The organism is Luteibacter sp. CQ10 (assembly GCF_040900725.1).
Classification (GTDB): domain Bacteria; phylum Pseudomonadota; class Gammaproteobacteria; order Xanthomonadales; family Rhodanobacteraceae; genus Luteibacter.
Genome location: NZ_JAEUYM010000001.1, coordinates 917,671 through 931,122 on the forward strand (window position 1 = coordinate 917,671; position 13,452 = coordinate 931,122).

General features: G+C 62.9%; 10 protein-coding genes and 1 pseudogene. 5 read left to right on the top strand and 6 right to left on the bottom strand.

What is annotated here, in order from left to right:
* Window positions 1-8 precede the first annotated feature (8 nt).
* Together JNG39_RS04190 and JNG39_RS04195 are read left to right on the top strand one after the other, a co-directional pair.
* A complete protein-coding gene (locus tag JNG39_RS04190) occupies window positions 9-995 on the top strand; it encodes an SDR family oxidoreductase (RefSeq protein ID WP_368309877.1) in 987 nt (328 codons plus the stop codon).
* Window positions 980-2,740 carry a glycoside hydrolase family 15 protein gene (locus tag JNG39_RS04195; RefSeq protein ID WP_368309878.1) on the top strand — a complete coding sequence of 587 codons (1,761 nt, stop codon included), beginning with the start codon at window positions 980-982 and terminating at the stop codon, window positions 2,738-2,740. Before JNG39_RS04190 ends, JNG39_RS04195 begins: the two co-directional genes overlap by 16 nt.
* Here JNG39_RS04195 and JNG39_RS04200 read toward each other — a convergent pair.
* The 4 genes from JNG39_RS04200 to JNG39_RS04215 all read right to left on the bottom strand — a co-directional run bounded on the left by JNG39_RS04200 (window position 2,737) and on the right by JNG39_RS04215 (window position 7,681).
* A complete protein-coding gene (locus JNG39_RS04200) occupies window positions 2,737-4,515 on the bottom strand; it encodes a thiamine pyrophosphate-requiring protein (protein WP_368309879.1) in 1,779 nt (592 codons plus the stop codon). The two genes, JNG39_RS04195 and JNG39_RS04200, sit on opposite strands and share 4 nt — an antisense overlap.
* Window positions 4,516-5,140: 625 nt before the next feature.
* A complete protein-coding gene (locus JNG39_RS04205) occupies window positions 5,141-5,515 on the bottom strand; it encodes a hypothetical protein (RefSeq protein ID WP_368309881.1) in 375 nt (124 codons plus the stop codon).
* Between the two features lie 232 nt (window positions 5,516-5,747).
* Window positions 5,748-6,494, bottom strand: coding sequence for an alpha/beta fold hydrolase (locus JNG39_RS04210; protein ID WP_368309882.1), 747 nt, complete (start codon window positions 6,492-6,494; stop codon window positions 5,748-5,750).
* 68 nt (window positions 6,495-6,562) lie between these two features.
* A complete protein-coding gene (locus JNG39_RS04215) occupies window positions 6,563-7,681 on the bottom strand; it encodes a mechanosensitive ion channel family protein (protein ID WP_368309883.1) in 1,119 nt (372 codons plus the stop codon).
* Window positions 7,682-7,836: 155 nt separating this feature from the next.
* Here JNG39_RS04215 and JNG39_RS04220 point away from each other — a divergent pair, with 155 nt between their 5' ends.
* From JNG39_RS04220 to JNG39_RS04230, 3 genes are all read left to right on the top strand, one after another.
* Window positions 7,837-9,177: a DUF2254 domain-containing protein gene (locus JNG39_RS04220; protein WP_368309884.1), complete on the top strand. Its 1,341-nt coding sequence runs from the start codon at window positions 7,837-7,839 to the stop codon at window positions 9,175-9,177.
* Complete coding sequence (locus JNG39_RS04225) at window positions 9,170-10,411, top strand: cation:proton antiporter (protein WP_368309885.1); 1,242 nt, start codon at window positions 9,170-9,172, stop codon at window positions 10,409-10,411. Before JNG39_RS04220 ends, JNG39_RS04225 begins: the two co-directional genes overlap by 8 nt.
* Window positions 10,412-10,651: 240 nt before the next feature.
* Entirely contained in the window at window positions 10,652-12,118 is a 1,467-nt protein-coding gene (locus tag JNG39_RS04230) for a SulP family inorganic anion transporter (RefSeq protein ID WP_368310807.1), read from the top strand.
* A 571-nt stretch (window positions 12,119-12,689) separates the two neighbouring features.
* Here the strand turns inward: JNG39_RS04230 and JNG39_RS04235 are convergent.
* Together JNG39_RS04235 and JNG39_RS04240 are read right to left on the bottom strand one after the other, a co-directional pair.
* On the bottom strand, window positions 12,690-12,956 hold the full coding sequence (locus JNG39_RS04235) for a hypothetical protein (RefSeq protein WP_368310830.1): 267 nt from the start codon (window positions 12,954-12,956) through the stop codon (window positions 12,690-12,692).
* A gap of 80 nt (window positions 12,957-13,036) precedes the next feature.
* Window positions 13,037-13,423: pseudogene (locus tag JNG39_RS04240) on the bottom strand (SDR family oxidoreductase); the annotation flags it as partial.
* Window positions 13,424-13,452 lie beyond the last annotated feature (29 nt).

Here is a 13,452-nt window from a genome sequence, read left to right on the forward strand (position 1 = left end):
AGCCACTCATGACCACACGTCATCGTCCTCAAACCGTAGTGATCACCGGCGCATCTGCGGGAGTGGGCCGCGCCACCGCCGAGGCTTTTGCCCAACGGGGCGCCAAACTGGCGCTGCTGGCCCGCGATGGCGAGGCCTTGGCGTCCTTTGCGCGGGAGCTAGAAGCGCATTGGGGCGTTGAGGTGATGACGCATCCTGTCGATGTGGCCGATGCCCGCGCGGTAGATCGGGCGGCGGATGCCATCATGCAGCGATTTGGCGCCTTCGATGTGTGGATCAATAACGCGATGGTGACAGCATTTGCGCCACTGTCCGCGCTGTCCGCCGACGATTATCGCCGGGTGACCGAGGTCACCTACCTCGGCTTCGTACACGGCACGATGGCGGCGTTGCGCCATCTGCGCCGGCGCGGGAATGGCGTCGTGGTCCAGGTGGGCTCGGCCTTGGCCTACCGAGCGATCCCGCTTCAATCCGCTTATTGTGGCGCAAAGCACGCGATTCGAGGCTTCACTGACGCGGTCCGATCGGAGCTTTTGCATGAGCGCAGCCAGGTTCGCCTGACGATGGTGCAGATGCCCGCACTCAATACACCACAGTTTGACTGGGCTGCATCGACGCTCGAGGGCGCTCCGCGCCCTGTCCCGCCGGTCTATACGCCGGAGGCAGCTGCGCGTGCGATCGTCTGGGCGGTGGACCATCCGCGACGGGAAGTGTACGTCGGGCGCATGACGGTGCTCGCGGTCGTGGCCAACAAGTTTTTTCCAGGCCTGCTCGACCGCTATCTGGCGCGCAACGCGTTTAAGGCACAACAGCGTGCTGATCATGTTGGACCACATTCCGGAAACCTGCGTGAAACAATGCCGGGCCATCGCACACGGGGCAGCTTCACCATGGAGACATCGCGCCGTGCCCCCATCCGCATGAGCGACCGCAGCTTGGCTGTCGTTGCAGGCGGGTTAGCCTTAGGTCTCTGCGCGCTATGGCGCCGCCGGTGACCCGAGCGTTGACGACTATTGAGGGGCATGCCCTCCTCGGGGATGGGCGCGCAACGGCGCTGGTCGATCGACATGGCACCGTTGACTGGCTGTGCTGGCCTCACTTTGACAGCGCGCCCACCTTTCGAGCATTGCTTGGAGAACCGAAGGATGGGTCATGGTCACTTCGTCCCCAGCGGATCGTGAGTTATGCCCGCGATTACCTTGCGGACGCCTTGGTGCTGCAATCTTGGGTGCGCACAGAGGACGGTGAGCTTGGCATCGTGGATTACCTCGCCTGGAACACAGCCACTCCCACGTTGGTGCGTGAGATTGTGGGTGTCGAAGGCCAGGTGGAGGTTGCGGGCGCGTTGAGCATCCCCTTGTCACATGACCGATCGGGGCCCGCCAGAACGACCGAGGGATGGCGTATTGATCAGGCCGGCGGATCTCTTTACCTCCTCGGTGCAAACGACTGGGTGTGGGACGCGACCGGCTTTCACCTGACCTTCCATGTGGCGGCCGGTCAACGGCGCCGCTTTTTCCTGACCTGCGGTGACCCCGTTGTTGCTGCACAGCCGGATGGTATGACCTCGGAGGGCACGCTCGCGGCGTGGAAAGCGTGGGCCACGCCGGTGATTGCAGCGTCTCTGTTCGAGAACGAGGTGCAGCGTTCCTTGATGGTGCTGCGAGCCTTGATGGACCGCGAGACCGGCGGCATTGCCGCCGCTGCAACGACCTCGCTTCCCGAGCATCCGGGGGGTACGCGGAACTGGGACTACCGGTATTGCTGGCTCCGAGATGCCAGCTTTACGCTCCGCGCGTTTGCGCTGGCCGGATGCCGCGATGAAGCCGCCCGTTGGCGAGATTGGCTGCTACGCACGGTAAATCCTGAGCGCCTTCAGGTGCTCTATCGGACGTCCGGCGATCAGGCTGCGGGCGAACGTGAGTGCGAAGATCTGGAAGGTTACCGGGACTCGCGACCCGTGCGCATGGGCAACGATGCGCTAACCCAGCATCAAGGCGATGTCGCGGGCGAAGTCTTGGCGTCCCTCTACGAAGCGCGCTGCCACGGCCTTCCACCTGACCCCGCCGCATGGCACTGGGAATGTTCCTTGGTCGACGCCATCGAAGCGTCATGGCAGGCACCAGGACATGGCCTCTGGGAAGTGCGCGGCCAGCCCAAGCACTACACGTCGTCGAAGGCCTTGGCGTGGGTAGGCGTGGATCGCGCCATTCGCACGGCCCTCGAGTTTGGCCAGTCCGCACCGCTGACACGTTGGCGCGGTCTGGCTGACCGCATCCGTGCAGACATTCTGACGCACGGCTACTCCTCCGGTGAAGGTCGGTTCGTGAGCGCCTACGGCGAGCGATCGCTGGACGCGAGCTTGCTTTTGCTGCCACTCTACGGCTTTCTGCCGCCGGACGATCACCGGATTGTAGCGACTGTTGACGCCATCGAAAGCCAGCTGATGGCCGAGGGATTGCTGTATCGCTACACCGCTGCCACATTCGACGATGGCGTCGGTGAAGTCGAGGGGACCTTCACCGCGTGCGGATTTTGGTTGGTGCAAGTGCTTGCGCTCCAGCGGCGACGGCACGACGCCCAACGGTTGGGGCACCGTCTGAGACGGCTTTGCAATGATCTGGGATTGCTCAGTGAGGAATACGACGTGCGAGAAAAGCGCGCTTGCGGCAATTATCCGCAAGCGCTCTCACATGTGGGCCTCATCAACGCGGCCTACGCGCTGGACGCACTGAACTAGGCACCCAGGCCCGCCCACACCTCGCGCAGGGCCTGTCGAACCATGCTGCCGGCATTCGGATCGCCCGCAGCGATCGATGTCATAAACGCGCGCGCTTGCGCGAATGTGATGTGCGGGGGCAGCGGCGGCACATTGGGATCGGTCACGAATTCGATCACCACGGGCCCCTGTGTGGCGAAAGCTTCCTCCCACGCATCCAAAATGTCCTCCGGGCGCTCGACCCGGATACCTTTGAAACCGAGCATTTCGCCATAGCGCGCGTAGGGGAAGTCCTCCACGTCCTGCGCTGCGGCAAATTTGGGGTCGCCGGCAAGCGCGCGCTGCTCCCACGTCACCTGATTGAGGTCTCGGTTTACCAGGACCATCACGACGAAATTCGGGTTGGACCAGCGCCGCCAGTACTGCTTCACCGTGACCAGTTCGGCATTGCCGTTCATCTGCATGGCGCCATCGCCGACCACGGCCAGGACGGGACGATCAGGATGGGCCATCTTGGCGGCAATGGCATAGGGCACCCCGCTTCCCATCGTAGCGAGCTTGCCTGAAACCGATGCCATCATGCCCTCGCGTACCTTCATGTCGCGAGCGAACCAGTTGGTGTGCGAGCCACTGTCCCCGGTGATGATGGCACGGTCAGGCAGCGCCCTGGATAGCTCCCAGAATACGCGCTGCGGGTTGATGGGCGATGCCGGCTCCAGGGCCTTGAGTTCAAGCGCCCGCCACCACTTGCGCACGTTGACCTCGATGCGCTCGCGCCAGTCCGAGTCGTTGCGAGGTTTGAGCAGAGGTAATAAGCGCCGCAAGACGTCCTTGGCATCACCGATCAGATTGACTTCCGTCGGATAGCGCATCGACACATTCCGAGGTGCCAGATCGATTTGTACCGCACGCGCCTGACCGTCCTGGGGCAAGAACTCGGAATAGGGGAAGGTCGTTCCGATCATGAGCAGTGTGTCGCAATCGTCCATCATGGACCAGCTGGGCTTCGTGCCCAAAAGGCCGATCGACCCGGTCACGTAGGGGATGGCGTCAGGCAAGACCGCCTTGCCCAAAAGGGCTTTGGCCACGCCGGCTTGCAGCTTATCGGCGACCAGTGCGACTTCGGCCCCCGCCCCCAGCGCGCCCGCACCGACCAGGATGGCCGGCCGCTCGCCCGCATTGAGAATATCGGCGGCGCGCTGGACTTCGACTTGCGAAGGCACGGGGTGGGCGGGCGCTTCTCCGACGCCGGAATACACGTTGCCATGGGCTCGCGGAGGGCTCTTGATCGCAGGCATCTCTTGGACATCGTTGGGCACAATGATGCAGGCGACAGCGCGGTCAGCCTGCGCTATGCGAAACGCGCGGTCGATCACATGACGCACCTGTGCCGGGCTGACGACGGTCTCGACATAACTGCACACATCCTTGAACAGTGTCTGCAGGTCAACTTCCTGCTGATAGTCGCTTCCCAGTGCTGAGCGCGCCTGCTGGCCCACGATGGCGACAACCGGTACGTGATCCATTTTGGCGTCATACAAGCCATTGAGGAGGTGAATAGCGCCGGGACCCGAGGTGGCCAAACATACACCCACTTCTCCCGCGAACTTGGCATGGCCGCCGGCCATGAAGGCGGCCATTTCCTCATGGCGCACTCGAATGTAATCAAACCGGTCAGCAGCCCGGCCCATCGCACCCATGATGCCGTTAATGCCATCTCCCGGGTAACCATAGATGCGATGGACGTGCCATGCGCTCAGACGTTCCAGTAGAAAGTCGCCGACCGTCTTGCTCATGATGCGCTCCAGCAGTGCGAAACCATCAGGCTGCGCCGCGCTACATGGAACACGCGTGAAACTCTTGCCGTTATGCCGTTATGCCGCAATGAATTGCGAAGCGGTCCGTGTCGCACCAGCCTTGTGAAGGCCGCTCACGCCGGTCCGCGCTGCAAGCACATCGAGTTTGGCAAAGGTTGTAGAGGCGAAAGCGGACGACCGCGCTTGGCCTAAGCCCTCATCGGAGCCAGATTTGCCGCCTATTGCGCATCCATGACCGAGCGAAATCTGGGCTCGTCAGGCGATAGACGACCTACAAATGGAGCGAGTTCTTACCCAAGCCTTTGAAAAGTACGCGCTCCAGGCGTTAGCTCCCGCCTAGGCATCGTCTCGCTGCCGCACCAGGGGGTGGGCCGTGTGGGCTCTTGCTTGCCGCAAGTTGACGTATCGACACCGACGGCAGTCACAGGGACGCCGTAAAGAGTGACAGGGGTGTATTCTGACGACACGTGTTCCTATCCCGCTACCTGATTGTCCGAGCCGGGCACGTGCGGGGGCAAGCTTCCGCCGCGGCTACTTTGGGCTCATGTTGGCGGTGCTGGATCTCACCGATAGCGAAGGCCAGAGGGATCGTGCCTTGCCGCAGTCAAGCAGCGGTATGGGCTTGATCGATCGCCCGCGTCAACTGCTCCAGGTCAAACGGCTTGAGCAACCGAACGGCCGTCAGGGGAGCATCTTCGGTCGGCTCGTCTGGATCCGAAAGCATAATGACGATGGCCATGCCTGGGTTCTTGAGGCGGGCCTTCGCCAAGTAGGCGCCGGATCGGTCCTCCCCGGGGGCTGGGACGGCGGCGATCAGGAACTCGACGCGTTCGCGTGCGATGACGGAGGCCGCTGCGCCGGTGTGCGTGGTCGCCACCAACACATCGTAGCCGCGTGCGCGCAAAAAATCGGCCACGGCGTCCGCGACGATGGCGTGAGGCTCAATCACGGCAGCAAATAAGGACGGGCCGTGGGTCATGGAGGTCTACATGACGGCGGAATGCCGAGCGCCTGCCAGTTTAATCGGTTTACGAGCGAGAAGTGAAACTCGATGGCCTCCCTGCTTTCGGGCAGGGGCCTGTTGCCCGGACAATCACGCGCTCCCGCTGCCAGCGTGCAGCCGAGGTGCCACGCCCCAGGGCCTGTGGACACCGGGCAGCCCGTCCAGACCCCTTGCCTTGGGGCATTTCATCGACCAAGGGCAGGATGGATCATTGAATGCGAGCAAGCACCTGGGCGACGACATGGGCCACCGATTCCGGTCGCTCGACGACCATGGCGTGTCCCGTGCCCGCGATGACAAACTCCTGCGCCGCCAGCTCGCGCAGCCGGGGAGGCACGCCCAAGCCCAGCGGCGTGCGCTCGCCATGGATGAGAAAGGTCGGCACATGAGCCATCACGCTCATGACATCGGCGGCATAGCCCGGGCGCAAGGTTTCCATCAGTACGGCACGGGCCGCTCCGTGGATCGTCTGGGCACCTTGGTGGTCCAGCCACTCGCTCAGTCGGGCAAGCGCCATGTTGGACAAGCGGTGCTCATCGGAGGCCAGCAAGCTGCCCGGATTGCGTCGAGCCGCCGCGAGCCAAGCCTCCACGCCACCGACCGTCATCGGGGCAAGCCGCGAGGAGAGAAACGCGTCGCTGGGTGCCAGATTCCCTTCGGCGCTGACGACGGCAGCGACTCGCTCCGGGTGGTTGTGGGCGTAAGCGATGGCCACGGCTGCCCCAGCCGAATGGGCCACCAGCACCGCAGGCGTGGGCCCCGCCTCTCGTTGAATCCACTGCCTCAGATGCGCCGCTTGGTGGGCGATGCTCACGTGTCCGATTGGGGCTTCAGCAAAGGCCCCATAGCCCAACAGATCGGGGGCATAGACCCGGCTTGAAGACAGCCCCGTGGACAGCTCCGGAAAACGCAGATGCCCAAGGAACCCATGGATGTAGACAACTGGCCTGCGCATGCGCTTCCTCCCTGACCTTTTATCGGCCAAATCGCACGTCCTTGCAATGGGCACGCGGCCAAGGCATCTCACGCGGCCGGGGATCCCTCGCTGGCCGCGACGGCCTTCGCAGATGCGCGCGTCACCGCCACAGGTTCAGCCAATAGGAGTGTGCGGGTGGGGAAGGCGAATTCGATGCGCCGCTTCACGAATGCCTCCATGAGCGCCAAATTCATTGCTTGCTGAGCGTCCATGTAGCGGTTGAAGTCGGGATTGGTGACAAAGTACACGACCTCGAAATCCAGCGAGCTTTCTCCAAACCCCTTGAAGTGCACCCGATCCAGGCGCACCTCCGGCGTGGCCTCGGCTATCGCGCGCACCATGCCGGGAATGGCGCGCATCGTGTCGGCATCGGTATCGTAGGTCACGCCAAAGCCGAATACGATGCGCCGCTCACGCATGCGGGCATAGTTGTGCAGCGTGTTGCCCAGCAGCTCGGCATTGCCGATGATAATCTCTTCGCCGCTGATCGCTTTGATGCGGGTGGTCTTCACGCCAACATGCACAATGGTGCCGGCGACATCGCCGAAGGTGATGAACTGGCCGATCTCAAACGGCTTGTCGAGCCCGATGGACATGGATGCGAACAGGTCACCCAAAATGTTTTGCAATGCCAGCGCGACGGCCACGCCTCCCACGCCCAAGCTGGCCACGAACGCCGTGATGTTGACGCCTGCCACGCTGAGGGCTGCTAAGAGCAAGGTGGTCCAGATCATGATGCGGGCAAACCAGCTCATCATGGACAGTACAACCGGATTGTGGCTGTGCGCGCCATCCGCTTCGGCTGCCAAGGTGCCGGTCGTCCAAGAGCGCACCAAGCTATTGGCCCACAGGCCCACCTGAATCGCGATGGCGACAGTGCCGATCAAACCGATGAAGCGACTTGCTCGATCGGACAGACCGAGGGCCTGGGTGCCAAGCACGAGAAATGCGATGAGCACGAGCCACCAGCGCGTCCGCGTGGCCGCCACGCCCAAGGCTCGCGCAACGGTAAGGTGGCGTTGGGCCAAGGCACGCGCGGCCAGATGCAGGGCGGTGAGGGTGACTAGGGTGCCACTTGCGGCGGTGGTGGCACCGACCAGCCAGCGCCAGGCGGGAATACCGAGAAAGGTGACGTGGAGGGCCCACTGGTGAAACGAGTCGAACATGGATGCTCCTTGTTGCACCCGAGAGGTGCTCGTGGCAAAGGAACGCGGCATGATCGCACGGTGGGTGTGGACGCCACGTGGGCACGGGTGACGTGCGCCGACGCTGGCGCAGCCGCCCCCTTCCCGCTTACAGTCATGGCTGCAAAGGGGAGCGCATGAAAGCACGCATTCGGCAATGGTGGGAGCAACTGCGCGAGTCATTCTGGCTCGTTCCTGCCGTGATGGTGCTGTTGGGCATCGGTGTGGCCTTGGCGCTGTTAGTGGTGGACCGCCGCGGTTGGGTCCCCATGTCGGTGGGCGGTTCGTCCTGGCTGTATAACGGCGGAGGCACGGGAGCGCGCACCTTGTTGGGGGCCATCGCGTCCTCGACCATCGGCGTCGCAGGCACCGTGTTTTCCATCACCATAGCGGCCCTTTCCCTGGCAGCGGGACAAATGGGTCCGCGCTTGCTGCGCAACTTCACGCGAGACCGCGGCAATCAGTTCACCCTCGGCGCCTTTCTGGGGACCTTTTCGTATGCACTGATGGTGTTGCGCAGCGTGCGTACCCAGGAAGAAGGGGCATTCACGCCCCATGTGGCGCTGTCGTTCGGCATGCTGCTGGCGTTTGGTTGCGTGGCAACGCTGGTCTATTTCGTCGGGCACATGGCCTCCCGCATCAATGTCGATACCGTCATCGCTTTGGTCAGTGATGATGTGACTGACGCGCTCGAAGCATGGGTGGTCGACGCCTCCGCCTCGCCTCCCTTGAATGATCGTGCCTGGGATGACGCCACCCCCGTGATCGATGGCCGAAGCGGTTACCTTCAGCAATTGGAGGAATCCCGCCTGGCGGATTGGGCGGCGGAGCACGGCACGGCGCTGCGATTGCTGGTGCGTCGCGGTGACTACATCGCTCCGGGCGCGCCCGTAGCGCTCATGACCGTTCCCGTGGACGGCGCGGCCGAGGCCATCGCGCAAGCCACCGCTCTGGGCGGATCGCGCGGCAGCTACGGTGACGTTGAGCAAACGGTGCGCCAGTTGGTGGAGGTGGCCGTCCGCGCGCTGTCGCCGGGCATCAACGATCCGCATACCGCGATGAGCGTGCTCGACCGGCTGGGCGCTGCGCTGTGTGGCTTGGCCGGCAAACCTTTGCCCGGAGGGGTGCATTCTCGCGGTGGCCGCGTGGCGCTACAGGTGCCCACCGTGACCTACGAGAGCCTGTGTGCGGTGATGTTTCACATGATCCGGCAACATGCGCAGGGCAATGCAGCCCTGTTGATCAAATTGACCGATGTGCTGACGGTGGTACTGTCCGCCGAGTCCGACGCCGGCCGAAAGGCCGTACTCGACGCGCACATTGCGCAAGTGGGCGCCGACGCCGCGCGAAGTCTTACTAACGAAGGCGATGCAGCCGAGGTGCGCCGACGCATTCGCCGCTTTGAAGCCTTGCGCTCGGCCGGTGGGGCCCAGCGCGCAACGGCCCGGGCTCTGCTGGGGACGCACGATCATGCTTGATATCGCGGCGATTTGCCTGGTGGTCACGGCTCTTCTTGCCTATGTGAACCACCGGGTCCTGCGCTGGCCGGCCACGATTGGGGTGATGGCAATTGCGCTCCTTATTTCACTGACCATTGTCGGCTTGCACGCGTTGGGCGTGGATCATGGCCTCAAGGCTTACGAATCGTCTTTGCTTCAATCACTCGATTTCTCGGAAGTGCTCATGCAGGGGATGCTGTCGTTCCTGCTCTTTGCGGGAGCGCTGCATGTGGATCTCGGCACGCTCAAGCGCTATCGAGGGCAAATCGCACTGCTCGCGGTGGTGGCCACCTGCGCCTCGACAGTACTGGTTGGATTCGCGATGTGGGTGCTTTTGCCGATGCTGGGCCTGCCTGTGCCGCTCATGGATTGCTTGCTGTTCGGGGCGCTGATTTCTCCCACCGATCCAATCTCCGTCATGGGCATCCTGAAGTCCATTGGCGCACCCAAATCGCTGGAGTTGGTCATCGCCGGGGAGTCGCTCTTCAACGATGGCGTGGGCGTCGTGCTCTTCACCTTGCTGTTGGGCGTGGCGGCCAGCGGGACCATTCCCACGGTGGGCGAAGCGGGGTGGCTGTTGGCGCAGGAAGCTGGCGGCGGATTGCTCTTCGGCGCTGTTCTCGGATGGGCGACTTACGCCCTGCTCAAGAGCATCGACCAGTACCAGGTCGAAGTACTCCTGACTCTCGCGGCGGTCATGGGGGGCTATGCACTGGCAACGCACCTGCATGTCTCCGGTCCGTTGGCGATGGTGGTGGCTGGCCTGATCGTGGGGAACAGCGGGCGGGCTCGGGCCATGTCGGACACGACGCGGCGATACACGGACATGTTTTGGGAGCTGCTCGACGAGATCCTCAATGCGGTGCTTTTCGTCCTCATCGGGATGGAAGTCGTCGTGATCGACTGGTCGCCCTCGCTGGTGGCTGCCATCGTGACCGCCATCGGCGTGACGCTCGTCGCTCGTCTGCTTACGGTGGGCCTGCCCGTGGGTGCGCTGTCCGGGCTGTTCCGGTTGCCCGCAGGCTCCTGGCGCGTGCTGACGTGGGGCGGGTTGCGGGGAGGCATTTCGGTGGCGTTGGCGTTTTCGTTGGCCCGTGGCGACGGGCGCGACACGGTTCTCGGCCTGACCTACGGTGTCGTCGTGTTTTCCGTATTGGTGCAGGGCCTCACGGTCGGTCGCGTGGCGCGTACGGTGTGCGAGGGGCGCGCTTGACACTCTAGGGGCCAAGTCCACGGGCGGCGAGACACTTTCAGGGCTGCAATGGTTTCGTGCTTCATCATCGAATACACTTAGTGGTCGTCCTCCGCCCGGATCCCGCCTTGACCACGCCACCGTAACGCCGGCACTGTCTGCTCGCACTCCCTGAAGCGGAGCGGTGTGTTTTGTCGTGTGTCTTGTGTGCGGGAGGCGTCCAGCCTCCCCGAGGGAATCCCGTTGAAGACTCTTTCGCATCTGCGCCAGCAGTGGCTGGGTAACGTGCGTGGCGATGTCCTGTCCGGCATGGTCGTCGCCCTGGCGCTCATTCCCGAGGCCATCGCCTTTTCCATCATTGCCGGCGTCGACCCGAAGGTCGGGCTTTACGCATCTTTTTCCATGGCGGTAGTCATTTCGATCGCCGGCGGACGCCCGGCGATGATATCGGCGGCCACCGGCGCCATGGCGCTCGTGATGGTCACCATGGTCAAGGATCACGGCCTTTCCTACCTGCTGGCCACCACCGTCCTGACGGGGCTGCTGCAGATCGTGGCAGGCGCATTGAAACTGGGTTCGCTCATGCGATTCGTGTCCCGGTCCGTGGTGACCGGGTTCGTAAACGCCCTGGCCATCCTGATTTTCATGGCCCAGCTGCCAGAATTGATCGGGGTACCTTGGCTGGTGTATCCCATGACCTCCGCCGGCCTGGCGATCATCTACCTGTTTCCTTACGTGACCCGTGCCGTCCCGTCGCCCTTGGTGGCGATCGTGGTCCTGACCGGCGTAGCCATGTTCTTCCATCTCGATATCCATCGGGTGGGCGACATGGGGGCTTTGCCTGATGCCTTGCCGACCCTGTTGTTCCCGAATGTTCCCTTGACCCTCGACACCCTGAAGATCATCCTGCCGACGGCGGCCACCCTGGCGGTGGTGGGCCTGCTCGAGTCGATGATGACCCTTCAGATCGTCAACGACATGACCGATACCCGCAGCGACAAAAACCGGGAGTGCGTGGGGCAGGGCGTGGCCAACGTCGTCACCGGCTTTATCGGGGGCATGGCCGGCTGCGCGATGATCGGACAGTCGGTGATCAACGTGAAATCGGGCGGACGGGGGCGACTGTCCACAATGGTCGCAGGCGTGCTCTTGCTGATCCTCGTGGTCTTCGGCGCGCCGCTGGTCCGTCAGATTCCCATGGCGGCTCTAGTCGCCGTGATGATCATGGTGTCCTTGAGCACCTTCAACTGGCGTTCGATCAAGAGTCTGAAGACCCATCCCACGGCGTCGAGCGTCGTGATGCTGGGCACGGTCGGGGTCACCGTCGCCACGCACGATCTGGCCAAGGGCGTGCTCGCCGGGGTGGTCCTCTCAGCAGTCTTCTTTGCGCAGAAGGTGGGTAAGGCGCTCGATGTCGACAGTTCGGTGCCTCCCGATGGAGACGTGCGGACCTACACCGTCACCGGCCAGGTGTTCTTCGCCTCGGCCGAGGCGTTTGGCGAACTCTTCGATTTCAAGGAAGAGGACATCGTCTGGGTCCGCGTCGATGTGACAGGCGCCCAGTTCTGGGACCTGACCGCCGTCAACGCGCTGGACCGCGTCGTGCTCAAGTTTCGCCAGGAGGGAAAGCAGGTGGAAGTGGTCGGTTTGAATGCGGCCAGCGCCGCCTTGGTGGATCGCCTGGGAACCCATCACCAGGAAAGCGCCAGCGCCCCGATCGGGCACTGACCCGACTCAGAAAGGGAAGTGTCGATGTCGTGGAGGACGTTCGACGAACGGCAGCGGCTTGCGCTCCTGTTCGCACAATGGATCTAGTCAACAAAGTATCGCTTAGAGTATCGCTTGCGGTGAAGCGAACGCTAAAAAATCGGTCTCAATCAACATAATGTGCTGCCCGAACGCAAGGCGCGCATGAACGCGCTGGCGGTAGCGTTTGGCTTGAGGTTGCACACGCAGTATGCGGAGGCAGCCTTTGATTGGACAGCAATGGATCGCATCCGAAAGCGCCGCAGTGCGGTGGGGGCTCGAATCACGCGGCAAAAGAAGCGATGAATGTGCTGCAGCCTCCCGATGTGCTTGTGCCGAACCCCGTCGGTCCAGGCCCGACACGCCAGCAGGACAGCCAGGTGCGCGCATCAAGGCCGTTGACGGCGCGCGGCGCCGAATTGCCCAAGTCCTCGGGAGACGTCAGGACCAAGCGAAAGCCCGCTAGAAGGCACGCTAATGATACGCAGAGGCACCCCTCAAGCATGGCCTGTGCGGCGTCGCTCTTCTGGCGGCACGGCATTCCGCATTCCGCCTACGACGGCTGCTTGGCAGGGCCGACTGTGAACTCGTTGATTGTGGTGTCGTCGGGCTGATCGAGCGCGAAGGCCACGACGTTGGCGATTTGGTCTGGGGAAATGCCGTAGGTGTCGTACAAGCCCTGCATCTGGTCAAGCGACTGCTTGTCGCTGATGGTCGCCAGCAGCTCGGTATTGATGGCGGCCGGGTAGATCCTCGCCGTGCGGATGTTGGTGCCTTCCATGGCGGACTCGATACGCAGCACTTCCATGAAGTCGCGCACGAACGAACCATTTCGTGCCGATAGACGGCGCTGCCTGGATAGGCTTTGAGGCCCGCCACCGACGAGGTGGCAATGACGTGGCCGGACTTTTGCGCAAGGAACTCCGGCAGCACCGTCGCAACGCCATTGAGCACGCCTTTCACAATGACATCGACAATCTGGTGCCAATCGTCGCTCTTCAGCGCCGAAGTCGGCATCAGGCCGGCGTTGAGAAAATGGCGTCCACGCGGCCATATCTGTCCTTGGCAAGTTTGACGATGGCCTCGTTGTCAGGCTGTTTGGACGTCCAGATCCTGGTACACGGATTGGCCGCCGTGCTGTCTGATTTCATAGGCGATCCGCTTCAGGTTGTCTGCATGCCGCGCGCCAAGCCCGGCCTTGGCGCTTTTGCTGGCGAGCAGCTTGGCCGTTGCCTCGCCGATTCCGGACGACGCGCCGGTGATGATGATGACTTTGTCTTTGAACATGAGATTTTATGCCTTTATCTATTCGAGTG

What these genes read in the sequence shown, in the direction of transcription:
- JNG39_RS04205 (WP_368309881.1), bottom strand. Translation starts at nt 5,515, where the DNA reads ATGACCCACGGCCCGTCCTTATTTGCTGCCGTGATTGAGCCTCACGCC.
- JNG39_RS04200 (WP_368309879.1), bottom strand. Translation starts at nt 4,515, where the DNA reads ATGAGCAAGACGGTCGGCGACTTTCTACTGGAACGTCTGAGCGCATGG.
- JNG39_RS04220 (WP_368309884.1), top strand. Translation starts at nt 7,837, where the DNA reads ATGAAAGCACGCATTCGGCAATGGTGGGAGCAACTGCGCGAGTCATTC.
- JNG39_RS04210 (WP_368309882.1), bottom strand. Translation starts at nt 6,494, where the DNA reads ATGCGCAGGCCAGTTGTCTACATCCATGGGTTCCTTGGGCATCTGCGT.
- JNG39_RS04225 (WP_368309885.1), top strand. Translation starts at nt 9,170, where the DNA reads ATGCTTGATATCGCGGCGATTTGCCTGGTGGTCACGGCTCTTCTTGCC.
- JNG39_RS04190 (WP_368309877.1), top strand. Translation starts at nt 9, where the DNA reads ATGACCACACGTCATCGTCCTCAAACCGTAGTGATCACCGGCGCATCT.
- JNG39_RS04215 (WP_368309883.1), bottom strand. Translation starts at nt 7,681, where the DNA reads ATGTTCGACTCGTTTCACCAGTGGGCCCTCCACGTCACCTTTCTCGGT.
- JNG39_RS04195 (WP_368309878.1), top strand. Translation starts at nt 980, where the DNA reads ATGGCGCCGCCGGTGACCCGAGCGTTGACGACTATTGAGGGGCATGCC.